We start from the raw sequence: 24,487 nt of genomic DNA on the forward strand, positions 1-24,487 counted from the left end.
GGCGTATAGAACGAGCCATGACCGGATCGGCGCCCAGCCGGGACCGGTCGAGCGATGCCGTCGAGCCAGTTGCTCAGGACTGCGACCACAAAGCGAGCGTTTCGCCACCAAGCCACGGGCCCAAGTGGGTGGCGTTGTATCTGTCGGCGGCTCTCATATGGCGGGTAGCCCCCAGGTCACGCAGCGTGGATGCAGATGAAGAGAAGGGTGAACGCCATGGAGAGCCAGGATTCGGCCTTGCATGTCGTGGTGGGTATCGACGGCTCGACTTCGTCGCATGCAGCGCTTCGCTGGGCGGTCAGCCACGCGAAACTGATCGGGGCCGATGTGGTGGCGGTGGCGGCCTGGGACCTCCCGGGTGCGCACGGATGGTCCGCTCCCGCGGTGGATGCCGATTTCGACGAGGAGATCGCCGAGCAGGGTCTCGTCGACGAGGTGCGCACGGTTCTCGGTGAGTCGGGCGCGGCCCATGTGCGAAAGCGTCTCGTGCGGGGCGACACCGTCGAGGTGCTGCTGAGTGAGGCCGAAGGGGCCGCGGCGCTCGTGCTGGGCAACAGAGGACTGGGCGGCTTCCGCCGTACGCTGCTCGGTTCCGTGAGTCAGCAGTGCGCGCTGCACGCCACGTGCCCTGTTGTCATCGTCCGCCCGACCGTCGAGGTGGAGGCCTGAGCGGGCCCTTTGGAACAGCCGGAGTCCGACCGGCCCTATCGGGCCACTTGCGCCGGTGCGACGGTGGAAGCGAGCCCGTTCACAGGGCGGTGAAAGGCGGTGGGAAGGATGATGCAGTCACCCTTGGTGGTAGGCGTCGACGGTTCCGAGTCCAGCCTTCGAGCCACGGACTGGGCCGCGGACGAGGCCGCGCGTCACGGTCTGCCGCTCCGGCTGATCTACGCGACGAGGTGGGAGCTGTACGAGGGGGCCGCGCTGGCCGCCAGCCTTGGCCGTTCCGACACGCGTGTACTGGGGGAGAACATCATCGGAATGGCGGGAGAACGAGCGCAGTTGCGTGCGCCGGACGTCAAAGTGACGACCGATGTGCTGCCGGAGGACACCGTGAAGGCCCTGCTGCGCGAGAGCAGGCGGGCGACCGCTCTGATCACCGGTTCGCGAGGACGGGGCGAGATCACGGGCCTGCTGCTGGGCTCTGTGAGCCTGGCACTGGCAGCCCGCGCCCACTGCCCCGTGATCGTCGTGCGCGGAGACGATGCCGCTCTGGCAGGCTCACACGGTCGTGTGCTGCTCGGCGTCGGCGACGCCGACGTGGATTCGGCAGCGGTGCGCTTCGCGTTCCGCGAGGCAAAGGCGCGCGGCTGCACACTGTCCGTCGTCCGTGCCTGGCGCCGGCCCTCGCACGAGAGCGCGGACCATTTCCTGCCGGAAGGGGACCCGGCGCGCTACTACGAGGTGCGAGCCGAGACAGTGCTGGACGAGGCATTGGCTGCGGCCGCACGCGACAACCCGGACGTCCTCCTTCAGGCCACCACGGCCGAAGGATCTGCGCGCAAGGCTCTGGTCGACCTCTCCGCTGCCGCTGACCTGCTGGTTGTCGGCGCGCGACGGCGCGAGGGCCAGTTCGGCCTGCAGCTGGGCAGGGTCGGGCACACCGTGCTGCACCACGCCGCATGTCCGGTGGCCGTCGTTCCGAAGAGTGCGTAACGGTGTGGGCGGGGGCTGAGCTGCTCGGTGCCCGCCACCGTTGATGGATCCGCAGCGTCGGCTGACCGACTACGCCAAGGCAGGCGCCGTGAGTGCGAGGGACCTCATGTCCAGCCCCGCCGCAACGGTCAAGGCCACCGCGACCTCGCCCCACGCGGCCCGACTTTTGGCGCGCGCCCGCACGTCAAGCGCCCTCCTTTCGTCGACGAAGCCGGCGTGCTCAGGGGCATCGTGAGCCGCGGGATCTGCTGAACGTCTTCCTGTCCTCCTGCGCCCGGACGAGGACATCGCTGCGGAGGTGCACCATGTGGTTGTCGACCGCTTCTTTCCCGCCTCCCGCAGCGCCATTCAAGTCGAAGCGGTGAAGGGTGCCGTCACCCTCAGCGGACGGGTCCGCGACGGTGCCTGTCACCGGTTGCCGAGCACCCGGGGGACCAGGCGCGGCGACGCCATAGGTGTTCAGACCACAGGGGGCGTGAAGGGGTTCACGGTTGAGTGATCGTGAAACGGGTGGGGCCCTTCTGGCTCGGTGTGGATTGCGACGTCTCAGCCCGGCGACAGAAGGCCCTCGTGCCCCGCGCTCCCGGCCGACCAAGGTGAGAGTGAAGCCGTCTGGCACTTCGGCGCACATCTGCACGCACCGTCGCAAGCGATGCACGAGCGAGCGGCGGCGTCCCTACTCAGCCGAACCATCGCCACGGGCCTGACGCCAGTCCCGGTACGCGGCCACCGCCGTGGGCAATGTGGGAAAGACCAGATCGCGGCCGACGGACTCCGTCAGCCCGTAGGCGTCCAGGTCGTCGAGCAGGTCCTGCTTCACACGCGCCATCGCGAACACAATGCCGCGTCCCGTCAGTTCGCGACGCAGCGCATCGACGGAGTCCAGCGCGGTGATGTCCACCTCCACATTGGCCTCGGTGTTGAGCACAAACCATCTGACGGGCGAGCTCTGCTCGGCGACGGCGGCGAGTGCACGGCGCCGGAAGTCCTCGGCGTTGGCGAAGAACAGCGGAGAGTCGTAGCGGTAGACGAGCAGCCCGGGAATGGTGCGCGCCTGCGGGTAGTCGTCCACGTCGTGCATGCCGGCCACGCCGGGCACCAGGCCCAGGACGGCGTCGTGCGGGCGGGCCACCCTCGACAGCAACTCGGTCACCGAAAGGCCGACGGCGACGAGCACCCCGTACAGAATGTCCAGGGCCAGCACACCGCACAGGCACCCCAGCGCCAGCAGGAGTTCCCGGCGCCGGAAAGAAGCCAGCCGCCGGAAGCCCGCCAGGTCGATCATCCGGACGGCCGCATAGACGACGAGAGCCCCCAGCACGGCCACGGGAGTCGCGCTCAGCAGCGGGCTGAGCACCAGCAGAACGGCGAGCACGGCCGCGCCGGCAGTGAGCGAGTACACCTGGGTACGCGCGCCCGCGGAATCGGCCAGCGCAGTGCGGCTGGCACTGCTGCTCACGGGAAAGCCGTGCAGCGCACCCGCGCCGAGGTTTGCCGCGCCCAGGGCCAGCAACTCCTGGTTGGCGTCGAGCCGCCCGCTCTCGCCGCCTTTGGCGAACGCGCGCGCGGTCAGGATCACATCCGTGTAGCCGACGAGGAGGAGGCCGAGCGCCGGCAGCATCAGGTGAGGCAGTTCGTCGAGGCTCGGCAGTGCCGGATGGGGCAGCCCCGCCGGGACCTCTCCGATCACCGCGATGCCGTGCTCGTCCAGGCCGAACGCCGCAACTGCGGCGGTGCTGAGCACGACCACCAGCAGCGGGCCGGGTACGACGTGCAGGAAGCGCGGAGCAGCGAAGAGGACAGCCAGGGCGCCGACGGCGACGGCCACCGTGGCCGACTGAGCCTCGGTCAGGTTCTGAGCAAAGGACAGCAGCTGCGGAAAGAAACCGGAACCAGTGGTCTCCACGCCCGTGATCTTGGGCAGCTGGTCCACGATCATGATCAGCGCCACACCCGCCAAATAGCCGACCAGGACCGGCCGCGAGAGGAGATCGGCGACGAAGCCGAGCCTCGCCGCCCACGCCACCAGGCACAGCAGCCCGACCGCAACGGCCAACGCGGCCGCCAGCACGGCATACCGGCCCGGATCCCCGGCGGCGAGCGGCCCGACCACGGTGGCGGTCATCAGCGCGGTCGTCGACTCCGGACCGACCGACAACAGCCGGGACGAACCGAGCAGCGCGTACAGCACCAGGGCGGGCAGGATCGCCCACAGCCCGGCGACGGGCGGCAGCCCCGCCACGGTCGCATACGCCATGACCTGCGGCACGAGATACGCCGCCACGGTCACACCGGCCAGCAGATCGCCGCGCAGCCAGGAGCGCTCGTAGCCGGCGAGCGCAGCGATTCCGGGTAGACCGGGCACGAAACGATGCCATCCCGAGTGGCGGGCTCCGGCCTGCTGCGACATGAGGCTCCTCTCCCGCGGTTCAGAATCCCACCGACTGTTGCACCGCCGCGAGGGCCCGCGCCACCACCACGCCCGTCGCCCCAACCGACGCCGGGGCGCAAACCACCGGTGAGGTCGCACCGGACCGCACACTGCCCGGTGAAACCATGCCTACGGCAGTTGGGCCTTCCCCCGTGAAGGTGGGCACGCGGTTATTGATCACGCAGCGAGCGTGAGTGTAGCGGTGTGGTGTCAGTGTTCGTATTCGTTGGGGCTGAGGTGGCCGTTGGCGGAGTGTCGGCGGCGGGTGTTGTAGCGGGTTAGCCAGGCGAAGACGGTCCTGCGGCAGGTGTCGGCGTCGCCGTAGTCGTGGGTGCCCTGGAGGGTCTCGCGTTTCAGGGACGCGTGGAAGCTTTCGCAGGCCGCGTTGTCGGCGCTGGTGCCGACTGCGCCCATCGACCGGGTGACCCCGAGGTGGTCGCAGAGGCCTGCGAAGGCCCGGGATCCGTATTGGGCCCCGTGGTCGGAGTGGAACACGGCGCCGTCCAGGCCGCCTCGGGTCGAGGCTGCCATCCGCAGTGCGTCGGCGACCAGGTCGGTGCGCATGTGGTCGGCGATGGACCAGCCGACGACCTTGCGGCTGAAGCAGTCCAGCACGGTCGCAAGGTAGAGGAACTCCCCGCCTGCGAGCGCGAGATACGTGATGTCGCCCATGTACTTCCGCCCCGGCTCGGTGGCGGTGAAGTCCCGCTGGAACAGATCTGGAACCGGTGAGGCTGCCGGGTCCGGGACGGTGGTGCGCACGCGTCTGCGCAGGCGGATGCCGGTGATGGAGAACGTCCGCATGATCCGGGCGACCCGCTTTTCGTTGACCCGCCGCCCTTTCTCGCGGAGCTCGGCGGTCACTCGCGGGGAGCCGTAGGCGCCGCCGGACTCGCCGTGGACCTCGCGGATCTCCTCGGCCAGGATCCGGTCCTTGTGCTGCCGGGCGGCCCGGGCCTCGGCGCCGGCGAGCCACTTGTAGTAGCTGGATCGGTTCACGTCCAGGACGTGGCAGAGCCGCTTCACCTCGTAGATGTCCCGGTGGTCGTCAACGAACTGGAAGCGGCCCCTCACCAGTTCGTCTCTCCGGCGAAATACTTGGCCGCCTTGCGGAGGATGTCCCGCTCGGTGGCGAGCTTGCGCTCACTCGCCTCGAGTTCTGCCACCCGCGCCTCCAGCTGCCGGACCCGCTCGTTCGGATCGGCGGATGGCGCCGCCTCCCGAGGTTGGGCGTCCGGCTTCGCAGCAGCGGCGGTGATGCCACGGCGTTCGCGGTCCCGCAGCACCCACTCGCGCAGGGTGGCCCGGTTGACGCCCAGGTCGGCGGCGATGCTCTTGTAGGTCGCCCCGGGTGTGGACGCGTACAGGCCCACGGCATCGGCCTTGAACTCGTCCGAGTAGTCCTTCATCGCCATCGGCGGTCTTCTCGCTTCCTCCGGATCAAGCAGATCCAGTATCAGCGTGTCCCCCACTCAGGGGGAGGCCCCGTTCGCCCCGGCGTAGGCGTCCTGCGGCGCACACGGTCAGGGCCGGACCTCGTCGATGGGGGCAAGGACGCATTCACGCTTGATGACCCTGGTCAGTTCTCCCCCCGCTCCACGCGTGGCCTGCACAGGGCCGCGTGGACAGCCATGCATGCTGGCGCCTACGCCAGGCCTCGGGAGACGCGTATGAAATGGCTGGTCTCATTGATCGGAGCGGCGCTGGTCATGGTCGCCCTGAGAGATCTCTTCCACACCCTGTGGCACCCCACACGACGCGGAGGGCTCAGCCGGCACGTCATGTCGGTGCTGTGGAAACTGTCCCAGCAGTTCCCTCTACGCAAAGGGGCCGCCGGACTCGCCGGCCCTTTCGCCATGGTGACGGTGGTGGCCATGTGGGCGGGCACCGTCACCCTGGGCTGGGCGCTGATCTACTGGCCCCATCTGCCGGACGCCTTTTTGTTCGCCGCCGACCTGAAGCCCGCCGAGCACGGCGGGCTGGTGGATGCGCTGTACATCTCGCTGGTCACAGTGGCGACGCTCGGTCTCGGCGACATCGCCCCAGCTGAGCCATGGCTGCGCATCGTAACCCCCGCCGAAGCCCTCGTCGGCTTCGTACTGCTGACGGCCACCGTCTCCTGGGTTCTGGAGATCTATCCGGCACTCACCCGCAGACGGGCTCTGGCTCTGCGCCTGTCGCAGCTGCAGCGCAACGACCCGTCGCTGCTGGAGCTCGACTCGTCCGCAGGGGCCGCGATTCTGGACGGCCTCGCCGCTGAAGTGGCACGCATCTGCGTCGACTTCCTCCAGTACGCCGAGTCCTACTACTTTCACGACGGCGCGGACCACACGTCGCTGGCCACGAGAGTCCGATACGCAGCGGAACTCGCCGCCCGCGGCGGCAGTGCCCGGCACGCCGAGGTACGGCTCGCTGCCTCTCTGCTCACGACAGCGCTGGCGGATCTCGCCGACATCCTCGACGAGCGTTTCCTGCACACTGGTGGCACAGTGCAGGACATCTACCGCGCCTACGCGGAGGATCACGACAGAAGCCAGATGTGAACGCCGGTCAGGAGCACAGGCTCCCTGGGACGCCGGCGGGAGCGGCGCTCGGGACGGGCTCAGCCTCGGTCCTCGCCGGAGACCTGCGGTGGGCCGGTGAGGTCACAGGCCACATCGACCACCCCTTCGACACCGAAAGCAAGGCGTTCGGCGACGGGGATGAGGTGGCTGTCGCGGACCGTGCCGGTGAGTGTCACCATGCCGTCCGTGACGTCGACACCAATACCGCTGTGGGAAACCCGGAACAGACGGTCGACGACCTCACGGCGCACTTCGGCGGCGATGTCGTCGTCCGGGCGCAGGAAGACCTTCAAGAGGTCGAACCGGCTGACGATGCCCTGCAGCACGCCGCTGTCGTCCACGACCGGTAGGCGCTTGACCTTCTGTCGGGCCATGCGCCGGGCGGCCTGCGACACTGAGGCATCCGCGCGCACGGTGATTGCCGGTGTCGTCATGAGGTCCCTCGCACACACCGCACCTGCCTTCGCCATCTCATCGAGTTGCTGCATCTGCTCGATGAGGCTGGGGTCGGAGTCGTGAAACTCCTCCTTGGCCAGAAGGTCTGCCTCGGAGACCACGCCCACCACGCGGCCCTCACCCTCCACGACCGGCACAGCTGTGACCTTCCACTGCGCCATGGCGGCGACGATCTCCTTGAACTCGGCATCAGGCCCCACTGCCACGACGGTCTCGGTCATCACATCGTTCACGGTGTACGGAGCAGGAGCCATGACAGGTGCCCTCATTCACAAGACTGACGCGCAGCGGGCCGGCCGTCAGGCCGTCAGGACGTGGCGGCTCTCTTTCGAGCGTCGCACACGCGGTCAGCCGCCACCAGCGGACGGCGTGGTCATGACCAAAGAACCGTTGCTCGTGGCGTCACAGGGAAGCGTGCACGGTCCGCGCCGTCCCGCCCGCCCGGCGTGGCCTCGGCCTGAGCCGCTGGGTCGTCGTGGCGACTGCCGTCACCTGCTTTCGCCCGCTTCGGTCTGGGGGAGAGCGGCCCGTCCGGCTTCGAGGCGGGCGACCGGGACGCGGAACGGTGAGCACGAAACATGGTCGAGAGCGGAGGCGTGGAAGAAATGGACCGAGTCGGGGTCGCCTCCGTGTTCGCCGCAGACGCAGATCTTCAGGTCGGGCCGGGCAGCGGCGTCTGCGTCGGAACGGCCAGCGCCGGAGAGCTCATCGCATCGGAGATCTTCATCGGCCGCCCCCCGTTCACAGTCCTTGAGACAGCAGGAGCTCGTGTGCCAGCCGGGCACCTCGGGCTGCCTGCTCCTCCATCTCGGTGTCCTGTGAGGGGATCTTCTCGAGACCTTCGGCCAGTGCCTTGACAGCCTGGGCCAGGACCTGCACCTGGGACTCCAGGATGCTTACTCGTTCGTACACGTTCGGGACGATGTTCTCGGTCATCATGAGCCTCTCTGCTCTGTGTGGGCGACGAGGAAGTCCGCGCTGTCCGACAGCGTGGTGAACCTCGGCGTGTCCTCGTCGTCGATGTGAATACCAGCGCGTTCGCTGAGGGTCTCGATGAAGCTCAGGAAGTCCAGTGAGTCCATTTCGAGTGCGTCGCGGAACTTGTCGTCGGGCCCGAGAGCGGTGAAGTCGGCGTCGGGGATGATACGGGCGATCGATTCCTTGACCAGGTTCAGTGCTTCGGTTCGGTTCACAGCTGCTCCGGGTTCTGCAAGAGGCGGTTGACTGCTGTCAGGTAGCGAGCGCCGACCGCGCCGTCTGTCGCTCGGTGGTCTGCGGACAGAGTGGCTGTGACAACGGGCCGTACGCCCAGCAGGCCGTCGACAGCCCACGGACGGTCGGCGACCCGTCCGAAGCCGACCAGTGCCACTTGTGGCGGGTAGATCACGCCGAAGACGGTTTCCACACCCTGATCGCCGAGGCTGGTGACCGTGATGGTGGAGTCGGATACTTCGGATCCGCGCAGCCGCCCCGTGCGCGCGCGGGCGACCAGGTCCTTCAGGGCGGCCATCAGCTGTGGGAGTTCGAGTGCGTCGGCGTCGTGCAGGGCGGGGGCGACGAGCCCGCCGCCGCGCAGGGAGATCGCCACGCCGAGGTGTACGCCGTCGCCGGCCGTGAAGTGGTCGTCGGTCCAGAAGCCGTTGAGCTCGGGCACGTGTCGGGCCGCGCGGGCCGCGGCCTTGAGCAGCAGAGCCGCAGGAAGCAGCCGCTCGCCGACCGGGCTGCGCCGGTTGTGCTCGTGCAGCCAGTCGATGGCGGTGGTCAAGTCGATGGTCGTGGACAGGTAGTAGTGCGGGATGTCCCGGTTGGCGCGGGTCATCAGTCCGGAGATCGCCCGGCGCATCCCGGCTGCGCGGTCCTCGGAAGGACGTTCAGGGGCGGCGATGTCGCGCGCGGATGGGGCTGCGTTTCCCGGTCCAGGGGCTGCGTCGCGCACGTCGGCGGCGCGAACGGCGCCGTCCTTGCCCGTCCCCGTCACCGCGGCCAGGTCGACGTCCAGTTCGGCGGCGAGCCGTCGGGCGAGTGGGGTGGCCCGTACCCGCAACGGCGAAGTGACCCCTCTGGCGGCTGCGGCTGCTCGTTCGACGTCGGTTCGGGTGACATGCCCCCCGGGCCCGGATCCGTGAAGGGTCTCGAGGTCGACGCCGCTGCGCTCCGCGAGGTGCCGGAGCAGGGGGCCTGTTTCGGCGTGCCCGTGCCCGTGCCCGTGGGCAGCGGGCGGCGCGGGAACTCCCACCGGTGCGGGTTCGGGCTGGGCGGGGGGTGTCGGGGGCGATGGCCGGACCGGTCGCTTCGCCTCGGCCTTCTCGGGCTCACGACGCTTCTCGCGCTTCTCTTGTCCTTCTGCGGTCTGCTCGATCAGCGCGAGCGCCGTGCCGACCGGCACCGTCGTGCCCGGCTCGACGAGCAGCTTCCCCACCATCCCGGTCTCGAAGCACTCCACCTCGATCGTGGACTTCGCGGTTTCGACGACCGCGACGGGATCGCCTTTCCGGACCGGGTCACCGGGCCCTACCAGCCACTCCTGGAGCGTGCCTTCATCCATGTCGGCGCCCAGGGACGGCATGGTGAACTCGCCCATGGTCAGTCCACCGCCCGGTGCGCTGCCGCCACGATGTCGGCAGTCTGCGGCAGGGCCGCCTCCTCGAGCCGCCGGGCGTACGGAATGGGCACCTCCGCGCTGCACACCCGCTCCACGGGGGCATCCAGTTCGTAGAACGATCCCTCGGCGATGCGGGCGGACACCTCTGCGGCGAGACTGCCGGTGCGCCATGCCTCGTCGATGACCACTACGCGGTGGGTACGGGCCACGGAGGCGGCGATGGCCGCGTCGTCGAGTGGCCGGAGCGTGCGCAGGTCGATCACCTCGGCGTCGATACCGTCGGCGGCCAGCTCGTCCGCTGCAGCCAGCGCCTTTGGCAGCGAACCGCCGTACGTGATCAGGGAGATGTCGGTGCCGGGCCTGCGGATCGCGGCGTGGTCCAGGTCCACGGGGGCGGTGGGCGAGGCGAGTTCACCGGAGGCGTTGTAGAGGCTTCCGTGCTCGAAGATCAGCACCGGGTCGGGATCGGCCAGCGCCGGGGCCAGCATGTGGCGGGCGTCTTCGACGGTGGCCGGGGCGAGGACACGGATGCCGGGTATATGGGCGTACCACCCCTCCAGGCTGTGCGAGTGCTGTGCGGCGAGCTGTCGGCCCGCGCCCGTGGTCATGCGGATCACCAGGGGTACGGGCAGCTGGCCGCCCGACATGTGCAGCAGGGTGGCGGCGTTGTTGAGGATCTGGTCGAGCGCGAGCAGGCTGAAGTTGACGGTCATGATCTCGACGATCGGCCGCATCCCGGCCAGAGCAGAACCGATGCCGGCGCCCACGAACCCGGACTCCGACAGCGGGGTGTCGCGGACCCGTTCCGGCCCGAACTCCTCCAGCAGGCCGAGGCTGACGCCGAAGCATCCGCCGTACCGGCCGACGTCCTCTCCCATCAGGAAGACTCGGTCGTCGGACCGCAGGGCATCCCGAAGAGCCTCCCGCATAGCCTCTCGGTAGGTCGTCTTCTGCTCCTGCGGCTGTCCGGTGCCCATGGTCAGCTCACCTCCGCCGAAGCACTCGTCACATGGCGCAGCAGATTTTCGACCTGCTCTTCGGGCGCCTCTTCGGCGGTTACGACGGCGTGGTCGATCTCGTCCGTGAGCCGGAGTTCGACCGCGGCGAGTTCCTTGTTGCCCAGCTCGTCGTGCTCGCGCATACGGTCCATGAGGCGGGTGATCGGGTCCCGGCCCTTCCACCGCTCGATCTCCGCTTTGTCCCTGTAGCGGTCCGGGTCGTACATGGAGTGGGCGCGGAAGCGGTAGGTGCGCAGCTCCAGGAAGTGCGGTCCGGCGCCTGCCCGGATGGCTTCGGCGGCCCGGCGGGCGGCCCGCTCGACGGCTTCGACGTCCATGCCGTCCACGGCCCAGGCGACCATGCCGTAGGAGGCGGCGCGCATGGCCAGGTCGGTCTGTGCCTCATGCCGCTCGATGGCTGTGCCCATGGCGTAGAGGTTGTTCTCGCAGACGAGCAGCAGCGGCAGATCCCACAGGGCGGCGAGGTTCGCCGTCTCGTGGAACTCGCCCTCGGCGAAGGCACCGTCGCCGAAGAAGCAGCAGGTGACGCGGCGCTCGTCACGCATGCGGTCGGCGAGGGCGAGGCCGGCAGCCAGCGGGAGACCGCCGGCGACGATCGCGTTGCCGCCGTAGAAGCGGCGGCTTGCGTCGAACAGGTGCATGGACCCGCCGCGGCCTCCGCTGCAGCCGGTCGTCCTGCCGTACATCTCGGCCATGACGGCCTCGGCGGGGATACCGCGGGCGAGCGCGTGGCCGTGCTCACGGTAGGTGGAGACGACCGCGTCCTCAGGGCTCAGCGCCTCGCTGACGCCGACGGCGACTGCCTCCTCGCCGATGTAGAGGTGGACGAAGCCGCGGATCTTGGCGGCGCTGTACAGCTCGACGCATCGTTCCTCGAAGCGCCGGATGCGCAGCATCGCCTCCAGCAGGTCCACCCTGTGCTCGGTGGCCCGGGTGGTGGCAAGCTTGGTCTTCGCGCTCTGCTTTTCCGACGCGGCCTGCTCCGCGGGCTTCGTCGTCGGGGAGGTCTTCCGGGTACGGGCGCCGCGGGCGGGGGTCACGCGGATCCCTCCAAGGTCGACAAGTCGCCAGTGGGAAGACCGAGTTCACGTGCACGCAGCAGTCGGCGCATGACCTTGCCACTCCGGGTCTTCGGCAGGTTCTGGTCGAAGGCGATCTCCCGGGGCGCGACAGCCGGGCCCAGTCTGCGCCGGGAGAAGCCCAGCAGTTCCCGTTCCAGTTCCGGGGTCGGCTCGATGCCGGGGCGCAGCGACACGAACGCCTTGACGATGTTCCCGGCGACAGGGTCCGGCCGGCCGATCACCCCGGCCTCCGCGACCGCCGAGTGCTCCATCAGGGCGCTCTCCACCTCGAACGGGCCGATCAGATGCCCCGCCGACTTGATGACGTCGTCGGCGCGCCCCACGAACCAGTACCAGCCGTCCGCGTCCCGCCTGACCAGATCGCCGGTCAGATACCAGCCATCGGCGAACGCGGCCTCGTAACGCTCCTTGTCGTGCAGATAGCCGCGGAACATCGACGGCCAGCCCGGCCGCAGCGCCAATTCCCCCTCCACGTCGGGGCTCTCCACCTCCGTGACCCGGCCGTCGAGGACCAGAGTCCGGCCGTCCTCACCCCGCTCCAGTACGGCCGCCTCGACACCGGGCAGCGGACGTCCCATCGAACCGGGCCGGATGTCGCATGCCGCGAAGTTCGCGATCATGATGCAGCCGGTCTCGGTCTGCCACCAGTTGTCGTGCACCGGCAGGCCCAGCACGTCCTTGCCCCACACCACCGCCTCGGGGTTGAGGGGCTCGCCGACGGAGGCGATGAAGCGCAGGGCCGACAGGTCGTACGAACGCGGCAGATCGTACGCGCCTTGGCGGGGGGTGGCGCGCATCAGCATCCGCAGGGCCGTGGGCGCGGTGTACCAGACGCTGACCCGCTGTTCGCCGAGGATCCGGTACCAGCGCCGGGCGTCGTAGTCGCCTTCGTCGACGACGACGGTCACGCCGTGGACGAGCGGGGCGATGATGCCGTACGACATGCCGGTGACCCAGCCGGGGTCGGCGGTGCACCAGTACACGTCCTCGGGGTGCAGATCGAGTGCGTACGCGGCTGTGGCGAAGTGGGCGACCACCGCCTCGTGGACGTGGATCGCACCTTTGGGAGTCCCGGTGGTTCCGCTCGTGAAGTGCAGCAGGGCCATGTCCTCGGGCGAGGTCGGCGGGATGACGAAAGTGTCCGGGGCCTCGGACGTCAGCTGATCGAAGGAGACCGTGCCGGGCAGCTGATCGGCGCCGGGCCCGACGATGAGAACGTGCTCGAGCCCGGGCAGCGCCGCCCGGCGCTCGGCCACCTTCCGCCGGTACAGGGCCGCGGTGGTGACCAGGACCCGGGCGTCGCCGAGACGCAGCCGCTGCTCGACCGGGTCGGGCCCGAACGCGGAGAAGAGCGGACACAGCACGCTGGTGTTCTTCAGTGTGCCCAGCACCGCCGTGTAGAGCTCGGGACACCGGCCGAGCAGGGTGAACACCCGGTCCTCACGGCCGACGCCGAGTGACTGCAGGACGTTCGCGAAGCGAGCCGTACGGCTGGCCAGCTCGGCGTAGGTGACAGTGGAGACGGCGTTGTCACGGGCGATGCACCGCAGCGCGATGTTGTGCCCCTCACCCGGGCCCGCATGCCGGTCGACCGCCTCGTGCGCGATGTTCAGCCCGCCGCCGGGCAGCCCGGCCAACGCGGTGCGCGCCTGCGACCAGGTGAAATCGGAACGTGTCCGGTCGTAGTCGGCGAGATTCGGTGCGACGCCCGGTGCGGTGTCCTTGTGGACCGTCTCCCAGCCCATGGGCGCTCCTCTCGACGCCTGCCTCTGCCTCCAGAGTCGCCGAGCCAGGCCAGGGCCGCATTGCGACCGGCCTCGCACGGGACTCGAGACGGGCCGCAGCAACCGTCCACCGGCCTCAGTGCGGCACGTCGGTCCTCAGGGTTGGTCCCGTGGTGGGTCCTCGGGCTGTTGACTCGGCCTGATCGGACGAGCCGCAGCACGGTGCAGGCATTCCGCCCGGCGTTCTCGGCGTCCTGCACGACGGCGTCGGCGGGGCTGTCGAGCCGGACCACGTCGACCGTCTGCACGCCGGGCAACTTCTCACTCCACGGGCGGAGCACCTGGCTCAGCTGCTTCTGAGCGTCCTGTGTGATCTCCTCGGTCACGTCGTGGTCGATGCCCCAGGGAACGTGTGCGTGGACCGGCACGCTTCGGCCATGGACGGCCCGAAGAGGCACGCCCCGGGCCGCGGCGGTGCTGAAGGAGAATTCGAGCAGCCCGTCGCCTTTCTTCGTGCGCTGCGGCGCATACCAGGACCACCGGCCGCTCGGCCCGTGCCACGACGGGCATGCTGACGTCGCCCATGAAGTAGCTCTCGACCGCCGGCAGCCCTCGAGAACCGAGTACGAGCATCTCGGACTCCGATGCCGCTTGCAGCAGCGCGTCCTGGGCGTCGTCGGCGACCAGGTTGCCGACGACGGCGAGGCCCGGGTGGCGTGCTTGGAGCTCCGCCCGAGCGTTGTGCACGATCCGCTTGGCCCAGTAGTTCTGATCCATCTCCGAGGGGCTGTGGGTCGGTTCCGGCACCAGCAGGGGCCATGCGTGCAGCAGGCGCAGCGTGAGCTTGCGCCGCTCGGCTTCGTCGGCAGCTCAATGGGCGGCGGCAACGCTCTCGCGTGAGCCGTCGAGGCCCACGGTGACGACTGGCTCCATGGCGGCTGCCTCCGTCTCGTAACAAGCTGGAAGAAGGACGGTGAACGAGTCCGCCTGTCCCAGCGTGGCGGCACGCCAAGCACGGCCTCTTCTCATTCGAGGAGTACCGCAGGGCTTGCTGCGGCGCATGTGGAGCCCATGTGGCAGGGCTCGGAGCGGTGCGGATCCCAGCACGAGGAAGAGGTCGCAGTCGTGACGATTCCCCTGGTGGTCGGCATCGACGGATCCGAGGCGAGTCTGGAGGCGGTGGACTGGGCCGCCGAGGAGGCAGTCCGGCACGAAGTGCCGCTCCACCTCGTGCATGCGGCCGTGCCGGACCACGAGGCGGCCGACCTGATCGCTGTTGCCTCGGAACGGGCCTGGAAGGCCGTTCCGACGGTGCGGCTGTCGAGCGAGGTGCTGCATGCGGACGCGGCGTCCGCTCTGGTCAGCGAAGGGCGCAATGCCTTCGCGCTGGTCCTTGGGTCAAGAGGGCTCGGAGATCTCGCCGGGATGCTCCTGGGATCGGTCAGCTTGGCCGTGGCAGCCCGCGCCGATTGCCCGGTCGTCGTGGTACGAGGCGGGGCGGAGTACCGGGATGCCCGGTTCGGAAGGGTCGTCGTCGGCGTCGAGGACGGCGAGGGGAGCGGCACGGCAGTGCGGTTCGCCTCCCGTGAGGCCCATGTGCGGCGCTGTCGGCTGGTGGCGGTGCACGCCTGGAGCGCCCCGTTCGCTCTCTCCGAGCCTCCGCCCCCGTCCGGGTTCGCACCGGAGGCCCATCGGCGCCCGCCGATGCAGGTGCTCGACGACGTGTTGCGTGGCCAGGCAGAGCGGTACCCGGACGCCACGGTCAGCCGCTTGGTGATCAAGGGGACGGCACGACAGGCGCTCCTGGAGGCCGCGTCGGGCTCCGACCTGCTCGTCGTCGGAGCCCGCAGGCGACGCGGGCACCTCGGTCTGCAACTGGGCCTGGTCAATCACGCGCTGCTGCATCACGCGCCATGTCCGATCGCGGTCGTTCCGCAGGTATGACCGCCATCGGCTGGGGATGGGACCCGCCGGCCGTCAGAGCCGGGTGGCCGCCCACCAGGGACCTTCGGGCCTGGACCGCGTCTGCTGCCGTCCGGTCGTGGTGGGGACCGACCAGCAACAGCCGGAGGCCGGAGCATGGGCAGGGTGCCGGACTGCAGAAGTCCGCGAAGGACCGACGGGTCCCGCCGTCGGCCCGTGTTCCCCACGTCGGTCCTGGATGACTCACGAGCCGGTGGCGGAACTCCGGGCGTCGTCGGTCCGGTACGCGATGTGCTCCGAGACCGAGACCACGCCGTCAACGCTCCGGCACAGCCGCTCAATGATGGGGATCAGGCTCTTGAACTCGACGGATCCGCCGAGGGCGACCTGCCCCTCGCGTACCTCGACCGTCACCTCTGAGGGAACGAGGCCCATTGTCTGCTGCAGCAGATCCCGGTGGATCTCGTCGCGGATGGCGTCGTCACGGCGCAGGAAGATCCGTAGCAGGTCGCTGCGGCTGACGATGCCCTGGAGCCTGTCCGTCTCGTCCACCACGGGCAGTCGCTTGACACCGTGGACCTCCATCAGACGGGCTGCCTCGACCACACTCCACTCCGGACGCGCGCACACCGCTGGAGCCGACATCAGTTCCTCGGCCCTGGCCCCCTCGGCCTTGGCCCGCTCCCACGCCTCCAGATGCGGAACCGGTGTCCGACCGGACGGGTCGGCCTGGTCTGCGGACTTGCGCAGCAGATCCGCCTCGGACACCACACCCATCGGGCGTTCCAGATCATCCACCACGGGCACAGCGGTGACGTCGTTGTCCGCCAACAGCTTGACGATCTCCTTGAACGGCAGGTCACGCCGTGCCCGGACGACCTCTCGGGTCATGAGTTCTGCGACGGTTCGGTGGTGCATGTCGCCTCTCCCTTCCGGGGCGTGACAGCCAGTCGTCGTCACCCGTCCAGCGGGTCAGGGATCCGTCACACGGGTGAGCTGCGGGCCTGTTCCGGGGCCAGTGGTCCCGGAACCGGCTCGATCGCCCTCTTGATCAGGGTCTCTCTCCCATGCAGCGGCACGCCGCGCGTGGCACGTTGGGTAGAGCATCATTGTGAGGAAATGGCGGCGATCATGCGAGCTCACCTCGGCGATCAACTCGTCATCGAAAGCCCGGCGACCGGCGCTACCAGGCGCGACGGCGAGATTGTCGGACTCCACCATGCGGATGGAACACCTCCCTACGACGTGCGCTGGTCGGATACGGACGAGGTGACGCTGGTGTTCCCCGGGCCTGACGCACATATCCGGCGCGTCGAGCACGAGCCGGGGACCCGCGAGTCCCGGCCGGGCAGGGACGAGGCGGGTGCCGTGTCCGACACGACCCCGCTGCAGGGGCCACCCAATCCTGGTGACATCGGCCGGCGGGTGGCCGGCGAGCGCAAGCGACAGGGGCTGACCCGGGCGGAAACAGCCCTGCGCGCCAGAATGGCGCCGGACTACCTGGCGTACCTCGAAGAACGGCAGGCCGACCCGAGCCTGGGAACTCTCATCAGACTGGCCGACGCGCTGAGCACCAGCGTCGCAGCCCTGCGGGGCGGCGGCATCGATCTGCCGCCCGGCCAAGGCCAGGCGCTCCTCCACCCTCAACTGCGGGACCTCGGCCCTGATGAATGCCGCGCCCGGCTTTCCACGCACGGCTTGGGCCGCGTGGCGGTTTCGACATCCGATGGCCCGGCGGTCGTGCCGGTGAACTACGAGGTCATCGACGACACGATCGCCTTTCGGACCGCGCCCGACTCAGTGCCTGCCGCGGCGGTGGGAACGGACGTCGCCTTCGAGGTCGACCATGTGGACGAGGCGACAAGCCAGGGCTGGAGCGTGCTCGTCGTCGGCCCTGCCCGGGTTGTCACGGAGCCCGACGCCGTGCGGCGGCTCGACGATCGTGCTCACACCAGGCCGTGGGCGGGGGGTGAACGCGATATGTGGGTGCTGATCCAGCCCACGCGCCTCACCGGCCGCCGCATCAGTCCGGCCGATCAGTGAGCCCTGACCGCCCGGGAGGTGCAGCCGGTCTCCACGGCCGACGAGCACCCGTCGTCCGCCCACTGCGCGCCGACGACCTGCCACTACGCGCTCTCCGGTCCGGCGGCGCCCAGCAGTTCTCCGGCGTCGAGGAGGGTCTCGACGACCCCTGCGCGCCAGTCCGGCACATGAAGATCGAGAACGACCGTACCGGTGTGGATGATCCAGAAGCGGTCGGCCTTGCCGCCCTCGTTGAAGACACGCTCGCCTGGCGCGAACGACACCTCACGGGCCAGCGACATGAGCCGATCGCGCCGGTCTTCGGGCATGGAGTTGAAGAAACCGCTCCCCGCGATCACGGTGACCGCTCCCAATGGACGCCGCTGTCCTCGGTTTCGTCGGCGGCAGGGAGTGGCGTCTGCTGCGCCGGCCGAGAACCGGAGTCGTCGTAGAGGTAGGTCAGCTTGTCGATGACGGTGACCACACCGTCCACCTGCTGCGCCAGCCGGACAGCGACCGGGATCTCGCTGAACCGCTCCAGCTGACCTTCGAGGGTGACCACACCGTTGGTCACATGCACCTGGACCGCGCCCGGGAACAGCCCCAACGTCTGGTCCAGGACCTCGTCGTCGATCTCCCGGCGGATGTCAGGGTCCGATCGCAGGAAGACCTGAAGCAGGTCGCGACGGGTCACGATACCCACCAGGCGGCTGCCCTCATCGACCACGGGCAGCCGCTCGATGCGGTGCTGCGCCATGGTGCGGGCGGCCACGGCGATGGTGTCGTTGGCCTGGACGGTGATCGCCGGCTGCGACATCAGCTCTCGGGCGCTCATCGCGTGCGCCTTGGTGTCAGCGTTGTGTCCGGCCTCGGTGCCGCCGGCCGGCGGCGACCGCCAGGCCAGCCGTGCGCTGCGGATGGGTCCCGGCTCGGGCGGAACACCCGCTTGCCGGAGTATGAGGTCGCTCTCGGAGATCACGCCGAGCACCTTGTCATCGGTATCGACCACTGGCAGACCGCTGATCCGGTGCACCGCGAGTAGCTTCGCGACCTCTTTGAACGGGGTCTGCGGAGTCACCGAGACGACTTCGTTCACCATCAGGTTGCCGATCTTGCTGTGCTTCATCACTGGCTCCCTCTCGCAGGTGGGGCCATCTCAGGCCACTTCTCCTGCTCTCAGCTCCAGCCTCCGGCAAAAAGGCGCCCGGGCCCAGGGCCTGAAGGGGCACGGAGGTGGGCCGACCGGCCGTATGACTCCACCTTCTCGCAAACCGGCGCGGTGCAACCCGGCCGAACGTCCCGGTCCGAGGGCCGGTCCGCATGTCGCGGTGGATCCAGGGCAGTGCGACGGTATTCACAGGGCTGCTCGCAATGGCCGGAGAGGAAGGCGGTGGGGACGATGGAGCTCCCCTTGGTGGTGGGCGTCGACGGATCGGACTCCAGCCTGCAGGCGGTGGACCGGGCGGTGGACGAAGCGGCACGCCACCGGCTGCCATTGCGCCTGCTCCATGGCTCCTTGTGGGAGCGTTACGACGCAGGCCACCCGTCCTTCGGCACCGAGCGTCCCGCCGGGGATCCCCACCTCGTGGACGATGCCGCCCGTGTACACGGGGAACGGGCCTCAAACCTCCTCGCCGACGCGCTGCGTGAGGCCGTGCGGGATCGCCCCCGGGTCGATGTACACCGCCGGCCGGTCGAAGGCCCCGCCCACACGGTCCTCCTGGATGCGTCGTCCGATGCCGACCTGCTGGTCGTCGGCGCCCTTCGGCGGCACGGCCACTTCGGTCTGCAGTTCGGCAGGGTCGCCCACGTCCTGCTGCATCACTCCGAATGCCCGGTTGCCGTCATCCCACAGCGAGCCTGAAATCCGGCATGCGGGCCGCGCTCCAGTGGATCACCTGAAGGCAGAGGGGAGGGCGGCGGATGTCGGAGTGGACCTGGGAGTACGAGGGCTATGACCCTGCTGCCGAGCGGTTGCGCGAATCGCTGTGCACGCTCGGCAACGGCTACTTCGCCACCCGTGGGGCGGTACCCGAGAGCAGGGCGGGCCTGGTGCACTGCCCCGGGACCTACGCTGCCGGGTGCTACAACCGCCTGGAGTCGACCGTGGCAGGGCGACAGGTGGAGAACGAGGACCTGGTCAATCTCCCGAACTGGCTGCTCCTGCGGTTCCGTCTCCGGCCCGCCGACGGATCGGCGGGCCGGTGGTTCTCCCCGGACACCCGCGTCCTCCTCGACCACCGGCACAGGCTGGATCTGCGGCGCGCCACGCTCACCCGCACGTTCCGGTACCGGGACGACGAGGCCGGTGTGCTGAGCGTGGAACAGATCCGCTTGGTGCACATGGCGGACCCCCACCTGGCCGTACTGCGGACCGTCTTCACAGCCGAGGACTGGTCGGGAGAGATCGAAGTCGAGTGCTCCATCGACGGCGACGTGATCAACAGCAACGTGCACCGTTACCGCTCCCTCAACCGCAGCCACCTGGCCCATGTCCGGACCGGGGCAGCCGGGACCGACACGGTGTGGCTGCGCTGCCGCACCAGCACCTCCGACATGAGCATCGCCATGGCGGCCCGGACAATCGTCACCGGGCAGCCTCCGGTCTCATCGGAGCTTCATCCCGCTCGACATCGAGCCGCCCACCGCCTGGTGATCCCGATCGTTCCAGGCCGACCCGTCGTCGTGGACAAGACCGTGGCGCTGCACACCTCACGCGATGCGGCGATCAGCAACCCGCTCGGGGCAGCGGTCGAGAGGGTGTCCGCAGCCGCGGACTTCTCAGCACTGCTGGGATCCCATGTCGCCGCGTGGGCGCAGCTGTGGCGGCGCGCGGACATCCAGGTGCCCGGGGAGGCCGGTCGCGTTCTGCGCCTGCACCTGTTCCATGTCCTGCAGACGCTGTCACCGCACACCGCGGACCTGGATGTGGGCGTGCCGGCCCGAGGGCTGCACGGTGAGGCGTACCGGGGCCATGTCTTCTGGGACGAGCTGTTCGTGCTGCCGTATCTGAACCTGCACCTCCCGGAGGTCTCCCGGGCACTGCTGAACTACCGCCACCGGCGCCTCCCGCAGGCTTGCCGGGCGGCCGGCGAGGTGGGCAGGGCGGGGGCGATGTACCCATGGCAGAGCGGCAGCGACGGCCGCGAGGAGACCCAGCAGCTCCATCTCAACCCCCGCTCGGGCCGCTGGCTGCCGGACCACTCCCGGCTCCAGCACCACGTCGGCTCGGCCATCGCCTACAACGTGTGGCAGTACTGCGAGGCCACCGGCGACACCGAGTTCCTGCACACGAAGGGTGCGGAGATGCTGCTGCAGATCGCCCGCTTCTGGGCGGACACCGCCGTCTTCGACCCCGAGTCGGGTCGTTACCGAATCCGTGGCGTGGTCGGCCCGGACGAGTACCACGACAGATACCCGGGCGCCGCCCGGCCCGGCTTGGACGACAACACGTACACCAACGTCACCGCAGCCTGGGTCCTCAGCCGCGCCTTGGAGCTCCTGCAGCGCCTCCCCGCATGGCGTCGACAGGAACTGATCGAGCGCGTGAAGCTGGGCGGCGACGAACTCCCGAAATGGGAGGAGGTGTCCCGGCGGCTGCGGGTCCCCTACCACCAGGGCGTCATCAGCCAGTTCGACGGTTACGGCGACCTCGCCGAGCTGGACTGGGACGCCTACCGCGCGCGGTACGACAGCATCCGGCGCCTCGACCGGATCCTCGAGGCCGAGGGCGACACCGTCAACCGCTACCAAGCCTCCAAACAGGCCGACGTCCTCATGCTGGGCTACCTCTTCTCGCCCGCCGAGCTGCAGCACCTGTTCCGCCGCCTCGGATACGGCCTGGACGACGAGGTCTGGCGCAGGACCGTCGACTACTACCTTCGGCGCACCAGCCACGGCTCCACCCTCAGCGGTCTCGTCCACGGCTGGGTCCTCGCCCGCGTCAGACGGGCCGAAGCATGGAAGTACTGCCAGGAAGCTTTGGAAGCGGACATCGCCGATCTCCAGGGCGGCACGACCGGTGAAGGCATCCATCTCGGCGCCATGGCAGGGACTCTCGACCTGGTTCAGCGCGGCCTGACCGGCCTGGAGACCCGCGAAGACGCCCTGTGGCTGGACCCGGTGCCGCTCCCGGCACTGTCCGAGTACGGATTCTCGCTGCGCTATCGCGGTCACTGGGGTGTCGGTGTACGGCTGCGGAGCGGGCAGCTGCAGATCGGTGTGCCCGACTCGGAGGAATCTCCGATCCGGGTGGTACTGGCCGACCGGGCCGTCACCATCGCACCGGGAGAGACGTGCACGCTTGTGCTGCCGACAAGTTGATCCGTCCGGCGGACCGGAGCAGGTGAGACTCAGGCCCGCTGCCCGGAGAGGACCTGCACACCGGCAGCGCGCCCCCGTCGGCATCGGCCGGCCCTTCCCGCTTCGCCTCGATCGGGGGCCGTCATCGTCCCTCGCCGGACCCCCGCACCACAGTCCCGCCCCGCGCCTCCCGGGCCGCCGCCTCCACCACGGCAAGACTTGACGCCGAGCCATCCACTCCCACGACCACCAGACCGCTCACCGCACCTCCCTCACTCGCACGCCCTCACCCCAAGCCTCACCCTGGCGATGTGCTGCCACCGACCGGGCGGCCCTGCGGGATCGGAGGTCAGGCCGCGTCGATGTGGTCGACGACATCGACCACGTCCTCGATGTGCCGCAGCGATTCGAGGAGTTGCGGGACGAGTGTTGTGTCCAGTCTCCCTGCCACGGTCAGCACGCCGTTCTCGACCGTCACCTCGGCGGCGCCGGGAGTCGGCAGTTGCCGCCGGAGCACCGACTCGGCCTCCGCACGGATGTCCGCGTCGTCGCGAATCAGGGCCCGACGAGGTCGACGTCGGCTCCCCGGGTGCGCGGGTGCGCGGGTGCTCGGGGGGTGCGCCGATACGCCGCCGGGAACTCGGCAGTGCAGGGCAATCAGGGCGGTGCTTCAAGCCCGGGTCCGACCCGTCTTCGGTCCGCAGACATGTCGGTCACTGGCTGGGGGCCGCTGCCGGGCGGCGCGCCGAGCCCTCGTTGCTGCCTGCCGGGGACGATCGGCGCTGTGACGGCGGTGATCTCAGGCGGTTCGATCGGGCCCGGGTGCCAACGGCGAGGCCGCCAGGAGCGCAACACGGCTCCTGAGCACGCATTCCCGCGTGACACGGCCCGTCGAAGGCGTGATGGCTCGCTACGGCTACGCACCGTGGTAAAGGCGATCGAGGCCGACGAGGAGCACCTCACCGCGAGCCTCCGCCGCGCGTAGTTCAGGGCTGAAGCCGGCACCGCTGTAGCACGCAGGCATTGCCCGGCCGACGTCTTCGCCGCTGTCGGCGAGTAGTGCCAACACGTGGCGCAGGCGTCGCAGGTTGTCGAGATCCATGATCTCGTTCCAGTGCGCTTGTCCGACCGACAGCAGGGCGCCCTGCTGGTGGTCCGACGCACCGCGCACGACCACCTCGATGTCGAATGCCGTGGAACCCTGCGGACCCGGAATGGAACCGTGGGACACGGTTCCGGCAGGTGCCCCGAAAGTGTCCGGTGCGGCGAATTCCGCAGCCCAGTCCCGGCACACCTGGGCGAAGTCCGGTGCTACCACCAATGCGTCGAAGACGGAGCGGGCCCGTTGCCAGACTTGTGCGGCGTCCGATTGTTCCAGCGCCGAGCGGTGCGGCCACACGATCGCGTGGTCGAAGGCCAGGAACGGCTCGGCGATGCGGTACCACGTCAGGCCCGGACGGAAGGCGTCGGACTCGCTCTGCAGCAGACCGCAGTCCTGCAGCACTCCCAGGGCCCGGGACACTTGGGGAAGCGGACAGGCCACAGACTCGGTGACCGCCCCGCGGGTCGAGTTCCCCGAAACGATGGCGGTCAGTACCGAGTGGCACAGAGCCCGGTCCCAGTGGTCCGCGCCCTGATCGAGCAGATGGCGTGCCTCCCAGAACAAGGGCCTTCGGGGATTGAGCACGGTCCTGCACACCCAGCGGTCGAAGTCGTCCGGATCTGTCGGGGTGTCGTCGGAGACGAACTCGTACCGGTATGCGGGGGCTCCTCCCACGACAGCGTGCACGAGCAGCGCAAGCCGGGAATCGTCGATGCCCCAGAGTCCGGCCGCCTGCCGAAAGTCCAGCGGGCGGACCGCGAGCGCCAACGTGGCCAGTCCCCGCAACGGGGAAGACGCACTGAAGAGCCTGTGCATGACAGGCACGGTACTGCCGGACAGAAGCAGCCGGGGGCGACCCGGCCGACTCCGGGCCTGCAGGCGGTGGAAGGCACCATGGAGGATGGAGGGGAGGGCGGGGCTCTGCCGGACGAGGTCGGGGAACTCGTCGATGACCACGGGGAACGGTCCTGGGTCCCCGAGCGCGAGCAGGGCGTCGACAGCGTCCACCCAGCCGTGCGGACCGGGAGCAGGTGATGCGCCGGTGTGCAGGGCGAGCTGGTCGGCGAGCTGGTGGAGTGATTCCGCCTCTGTGACTTCCTGCGCCCCGAAGTAGAAGCCTCCCGTGGCCCTGGTCAGCGCCTTCAGGAGGTACGTCTTGCCCTGTCTGCGCCGTCCCGACACGATGCCGAGGGAGGGACCCTCTTCAGGTGCGCACGCGAAGGCCACAAGTGCCTCCCACTCGGCCGCGCGGTCGAACATCCCGTCCGGCCGGGGGTGGCGTACGGCATCGGACTGCGGCACGGACCGCTCCCCTCATCAGTGGCTGTCCTCGTCTCCCAGTACACCCCCAAAGGCGACCGGCCCGCTCGGCGTGCCGGCGCTGCCGCCTCCTCAATGCGATGTTGTCGTCCCGGCATGCGCGTGCGGCGCGCAGCACTGCAGCTCTCTTTTGGGCTGCCAGGCCATGGCCGCTGGCACCTGCGACGGCGACCTTGGAATGATCCACCGGAAGAGCCCCCGGGAAGGGCCGACGATGAGCGACACCGCGACACGCGACCGCGGTGAATGGCAGGCCGCCCTCGACCAGATCACCGCCAACCACG

At 69.4% G+C, this 24,487-nt stretch carries 20 protein-coding genes and 3 pseudogenes; 7 read left to right on the forward strand and 16 right to left on the reverse strand.

Annotated features, from left to right (window positions below; translation table 11 throughout):
- Positions 1-216: 216 nt before the first annotated feature.
- Together OHS70_RS34785 and OHS70_RS34790 are read left to right on the forward strand one after the other, a co-directional pair.
- Entirely contained in the window at positions 217-669 is a 453-nt protein-coding gene (locus OHS70_RS34785; RefSeq protein ID WP_328404206.1) for a universal stress protein, read from the forward strand.
- A gap of 108 nt (positions 670-777) precedes the next feature.
- Positions 778-1,656: a universal stress protein gene (locus OHS70_RS34790; protein ID WP_328404208.1), complete on the forward strand. Its 879-nt coding sequence runs from the start codon at positions 778-780 to the stop codon at positions 1,654-1,656.
- Between the two features lie 676 nt (positions 1,657-2,332).
- Here OHS70_RS34790 and OHS70_RS34795 read toward each other — a convergent pair.
- Positions 2,333-4,066, reverse strand: coding sequence for a SulP family inorganic anion transporter (locus OHS70_RS34795; RefSeq protein ID WP_328404210.1), 1,734 nt, complete (start codon positions 4,064-4,066; stop codon positions 2,333-2,335).
- A gap of 231 nt (positions 4,067-4,297) precedes the next feature.
- Positions 4,298-5,502, reverse strand: a protein-coding gene (locus tag OHS70_RS34800) for an IS3 family transposase (protein ID WP_328404212.1) whose coding sequence is annotated in 2 segments (ribosomal slippage) — positions 4,298-5,176 and positions 5,179-5,502 — 1,203 coding nt in all. Because the reading frame shifts where the segments join, the coding sequence is not laid out codon by codon here.
- 255 nt (positions 5,503-5,757) lie between these two features.
- On the opposite strand from OHS70_RS34800, the gene OHS70_RS34805 reads away from it, so the two are divergent.
- Positions 5,758-6,630 (forward strand): potassium channel family protein, encoded by an 873-nt coding sequence (locus tag OHS70_RS34805; RefSeq protein ID WP_328404214.1) that lies wholly within the window; start codon positions 5,758-5,760, stop codon positions 6,628-6,630.
- Positions 6,631-6,689: 59 nt separating this feature from the next.
- On the opposite strand, the gene OHS70_RS34810 is transcribed toward OHS70_RS34805, so the two are convergent.
- The 9 genes and pseudogenes from OHS70_RS34810 to OHS70_RS34850 all read right to left on the reverse strand — a co-directional run.
- Positions 6,690-7,361, reverse strand: coding sequence for a CBS domain-containing protein (locus tag OHS70_RS34810; RefSeq protein ID WP_328404216.1), 672 nt, complete (start codon positions 7,359-7,361; stop codon positions 6,690-6,692).
- Between the two features lie 234 nt (positions 7,362-7,595).
- Positions 7,596-7,778 (reverse strand): annotated as a pseudogene (locus OHS70_RS34815) (putative PEP-binding protein); the annotation flags it as partial.
- Between the two features lie 70 nt (positions 7,779-7,848).
- Positions 7,849-8,046 carry a hypothetical protein gene (locus tag OHS70_RS34820; protein WP_328404218.1) on the reverse strand — a complete coding sequence of 66 codons (198 nt, stop codon included), beginning with the start codon at positions 8,044-8,046 and terminating at the stop codon, positions 7,849-7,851.
- Positions 8,043-8,300, reverse strand: a complete 258-nt coding sequence (locus OHS70_RS34825; RefSeq protein ID WP_328404220.1) for an acyl carrier protein — start codon at positions 8,298-8,300, stop codon at positions 8,043-8,045. Before OHS70_RS34825 ends, OHS70_RS34820 begins: the two co-directional genes overlap by 4 nt.
- Positions 8,297-9,688, reverse strand: a complete 1,392-nt coding sequence (locus OHS70_RS34830; RefSeq protein ID WP_328404222.1) for a 2-oxo acid dehydrogenase subunit E2 — start codon at positions 9,686-9,688, stop codon at positions 8,297-8,299. Before OHS70_RS34830 ends, OHS70_RS34825 begins: the two co-directional genes overlap by 4 nt.
- A gap of 2 nt (positions 9,689-9,690) precedes the next feature.
- Positions 9,691-10,686, reverse strand: coding sequence for an alpha-ketoacid dehydrogenase subunit beta (locus OHS70_RS34835; protein WP_328404224.1), 996 nt, complete (start codon positions 10,684-10,686; stop codon positions 9,691-9,693).
- A 2-nt stretch (positions 10,687-10,688) separates the two neighbouring features.
- Complete coding sequence (pdhA, locus tag OHS70_RS34840; protein WP_328404226.1) at positions 10,689-11,768, reverse strand: pyruvate dehydrogenase (acetyl-transferring) E1 component subunit alpha; 1,080 nt, start codon at positions 11,766-11,768, stop codon at positions 10,689-10,691.
- A complete protein-coding gene (gene acsA, locus OHS70_RS34845) occupies positions 11,765-13,555 on the reverse strand; it encodes an acetate--CoA ligase (protein WP_328404228.1) in 1,791 nt (596 codons plus the stop codon). Before acsA ends, pdhA begins: the two co-directional genes overlap by 4 nt.
- 137 nt (positions 13,556-13,692) lie before the next feature.
- A pseudogene (locus OHS70_RS34850) lies at positions 13,693-14,467 on the reverse strand (universal stress protein); the annotation flags it as partial.
- 192 nt (positions 14,468-14,659) lie between these two features.
- On the opposite strand from OHS70_RS34850, the gene OHS70_RS34855 reads away from it, so the two are divergent.
- Positions 14,660-15,478, forward strand: a complete 819-nt coding sequence (locus OHS70_RS34855; RefSeq protein WP_328404230.1) for a universal stress protein — start codon at positions 14,660-14,662, stop codon at positions 15,476-15,478.
- 222 nt (positions 15,479-15,700) lie between these two features.
- On the opposite strand, the gene OHS70_RS34860 is transcribed toward OHS70_RS34855, so the two are convergent.
- Positions 15,701-16,375, reverse strand: coding sequence for a CBS domain-containing protein (locus tag OHS70_RS34860; protein WP_328404232.1), 675 nt, complete (start codon positions 16,373-16,375; stop codon positions 15,701-15,703).
- 213 nt (positions 16,376-16,588) lie between these two features.
- Between OHS70_RS34860 and OHS70_RS34865 the strand changes: the two genes are divergently transcribed.
- Positions 16,589-17,500, forward strand: coding sequence for a pyridoxamine 5'-phosphate oxidase family protein (locus OHS70_RS34865; RefSeq protein ID WP_328406119.1), 912 nt, complete (start codon positions 16,589-16,591; stop codon positions 17,498-17,500).
- A gap of 107 nt (positions 17,501-17,607) precedes the next feature.
- Here the strand turns inward: OHS70_RS34865 and OHS70_RS34870 are convergent.
- Together OHS70_RS34870 and OHS70_RS34875 are read right to left on the reverse strand one after the other, a co-directional pair.
- Positions 17,608-17,808 (reverse strand): annotated as a pseudogene (locus OHS70_RS34870) (cyclic nucleotide-binding domain-containing protein); the annotation flags it as partial.
- 26 nt (positions 17,809-17,834) lie between these two features.
- Positions 17,835-18,605, reverse strand: a complete 771-nt coding sequence (locus OHS70_RS34875) for a CBS domain-containing protein (RefSeq protein ID WP_328404236.1) — start codon at positions 18,603-18,605, stop codon at positions 17,835-17,837.
- A 273-nt stretch (positions 18,606-18,878) separates the two neighbouring features.
- On the opposite strand from OHS70_RS34875, the gene OHS70_RS34880 reads away from it, so the two are divergent.
- Together OHS70_RS34880 and OHS70_RS34885 are read left to right on the forward strand one after the other, a co-directional pair.
- On the forward strand, positions 18,879-19,343 hold the full coding sequence (locus OHS70_RS34880; protein WP_328404238.1) for a universal stress protein: 465 nt from the start codon (positions 18,879-18,881) through the stop codon (positions 19,341-19,343).
- Between the two features lie 59 nt (positions 19,344-19,402).
- Complete coding sequence (locus tag OHS70_RS34885; protein ID WP_328404240.1) at positions 19,403-21,802, forward strand: glycoside hydrolase family 65 protein; 2,400 nt, start codon at positions 19,403-19,405, stop codon at positions 21,800-21,802.
- A gap of 328 nt (positions 21,803-22,130) precedes the next feature.
- On the opposite strand, the gene OHS70_RS34890 is transcribed toward OHS70_RS34885, so the two are convergent.
- Positions 22,131-22,298 (reverse strand): hypothetical protein, encoded by a 168-nt coding sequence (locus tag OHS70_RS34890; protein WP_328404242.1) that lies wholly within the window; start codon positions 22,296-22,298, stop codon positions 22,131-22,133.
- Between the two features lie 399 nt (positions 22,299-22,697).
- Positions 22,698-24,185 (reverse strand): AAA family ATPase, encoded by a 1,488-nt coding sequence (locus tag OHS70_RS34895; protein WP_328404244.1) that lies wholly within the window; start codon positions 24,183-24,185, stop codon positions 22,698-22,700.
- Positions 24,186-24,487 lie beyond the last annotated feature (302 nt).

It is taken from the genome of Streptomyces sp. NBC_00390 (assembly GCF_036057275.1).
In the GTDB taxonomy this organism is placed as follows: Bacteria; Actinomycetota; Actinomycetes; order Streptomycetales; family Streptomycetaceae; genus Streptomyces.